Below are 1,972 nucleotides of genomic sequence, written 5' to 3' on the forward strand. Positions count from 1 at the left end.
CATCACCCCGGAATACGCCCTCCGCGTCTGGGGGCGCCTGCCCGAGGACATCGACCCCGATGCCCGGCGGCCCGAGGCCGACAGTGCCCCCGCCCCCACCGCGTGAGCGAGCCGCTCCCTGTCACCCTCTATCGGCGCGACGGCTGCGGCCTCTGCGACCGCGCTGAAGCCGAACTCGCCCGCATCGCCCGCCGACTTCCCATCCGCGTCGTCCCGGTGGATATCGCCGCCGACGCGGTGCTCGAGGCTCGCTACTTCCTCGAGATCCCCGTGGTCGAAGCCGCCGGCCGGGTGGTCGCCCGCGCGCCCATCGCCGCGCCCGCCCTCGAGGCAGCGCTCCGCGAACTCCTGTCACCGGGCCGCTGACGCCCTTGCCGGCGCAGGAAGAGGCCGGGGCGGCGAAGCCGCCCCGGCCGTGCGTTCGTGCCGGCGAGGCTTGAGTCAGCGCTTCGGCGGCCTCGCCGCGCAGTACTTCGCCCCGAGGAAATGACCGCCCCACAGGGGCGCCACCGGGCACAGGTTCAGCGCCCCGGTGACGATCGGGACGACGCCCGCCGCGGCCAGGGCGATACCTGCCCACCCCTCGACCGCGAACACCCCGGCCCCGCGCAGCGCCGCCCCGAGCGCGACCCGCAGCGCCCGCCCCGCCTTCGAGGCCATGAAGAGCGAGAACCGCCCGGGCTGCCCTTCCCCTGACACGTTCACCTGGTTCATGCTCGTGCCTCCCTCGACCTCAGTGCGCGAACCGGACGTCCGGCAGCATCCGGTCGGCCCAGCGCGGCAGCCACCAGGCCCGCCGCCCGACCATCGACATCACCGCCGGCACCAGCACCAGCCGCACCAGGAAGGCATCGACCAGCACCGCCGTGCCAAGGATCAGCCCCATCTCCTTCATCGGGAGGGTTCCCGCCAGCGCGAACGTGTAGAACACCGCGATCATCACCGCCGCGGCCGCCACGATCGGCCGCCCCGTGTGGGCGAGCGACCCCTCAACCGCCTCGTCCGGGTCGTTCGAACGCTCGAAGTGCTCCCGCGCCGAAGCCAGCAGGAAGACCGTGTAGTCCATCGAGATCGCGAACACCAGCGCGAAAAAGAAGAGCGGCGCCCACGACGTCAGGTATCCCTGGCTCTCGAAGCCCATCGGTCCGGCCAGCCAGCCGTGCTGGAACGCCAGCGCGCCGACCCCAAACGCCGCGCCCACCGAGAGCAGGTTGAACACCACCCCCGCGAAGGCGATGAACACCGCCTGCAGCGCGAACAGCAGCAGCAGGAAACCGAGCACCAGCACGATGCCGATGACCAGCGGCGCCGTCGAGCGGAGCGCCTGGTCGAGGTCGTAGTTCTCCGCCACCGGCCCGCCCACCAGCACCTGCGAGGGCAGCCGGTCGCGCAGCGCCTCCACCACGTCCATGATCTCCCGGCTCGAGGGGTCGAAGGCCGTGATCGCGTTGATCAGCGCCGAACCCTCGGACCCCGGCTGCGGCGGGTACGTCATCACCACGCCCGGCGTCGAGGCCACCACCTCGGCAACCGCCGCAGCGTCCCCGCCGGGCGGGACCACCACCTGGATGGGGCCCGGCGCGCCCGGCCCCATCCGGGTCGCCAGCGCGTCGTAGCCCTCGCGGGCCTGCTCATCCTTCGGCAGCACTGAGATCGAGGGCATCCCCGTTTCGAGCCGCAACAGCGGCGCCGAGAGCGCCAGCAGGACTGCCACCGTCACCGCGGCGAGCAGCACGCGCCGGCGCTGCACCCGCCGCGCAAACGCCGCCCACCATCGGCTCCGGTGTTCGCCGGCGTGGTGCCACGGCAGCGCCGGCCGATTGACCCACGGCCCGATCGCCGCCGGCAACAGCGTCAGCGCCGCCAGCAGAACGAAGCCCACCGCCAGCATCATCCCGGCCGCCATCGACCGGAACGCCGGGATCGGCACGATCAGGATTGCCGAGAGGCTGATGAGCACGGTCAGGCCGCT

The 1,972-nt window shown here is 72.7% G+C and carries 3 protein-coding genes; 1 reads left to right on the top strand and 2 read right to left on the bottom strand.

Annotated features, from left to right (window positions below):
- The first annotated feature begins 102 nt into the window (after window positions 1-102).
- On the top strand, window positions 103-366 hold the full coding sequence (locus tag VAE46_RS10065; protein WP_322796804.1) for a glutaredoxin family protein: 264 nt from the start codon (window positions 103-105) through the stop codon (window positions 364-366).
- A 75-nt stretch (window positions 367-441) separates the two neighbouring features.
- On the opposite strand, the gene VAE46_RS10070 is transcribed toward VAE46_RS10065, so the two are convergent.
- Window positions 442-714: a DUF2892 domain-containing protein gene (locus tag VAE46_RS10070; protein WP_322796805.1), complete on the bottom strand. Its 273-nt coding sequence runs from the start codon at window positions 712-714 to the stop codon at window positions 442-444.
- Window positions 715-733: 19 nt separating this feature from the next.
- On the bottom strand, window positions 734-1,972 hold a 1,239-nt coding region (locus VAE46_RS10075; RefSeq protein ID WP_322796806.1), incomplete at its 5' end, for an MMPL family transporter.

This window comes from Tepidiforma sp. (assembly GCF_034433535.1).
In the GTDB taxonomy this organism is placed as follows: Bacteria; Chloroflexota; Dehalococcoidia; order Tepidiformales; family Tepidiformaceae; genus Tepidiforma.

What these genes read in the sequence shown, in the direction of transcription:
- VAE46_RS10070 (WP_322796805.1), bottom strand. Translation starts at nt 714, where the DNA reads ATGAACCAGGTGAACGTGTCAGGGGAAGGGCAGCCCGGGCGGTTCTCG.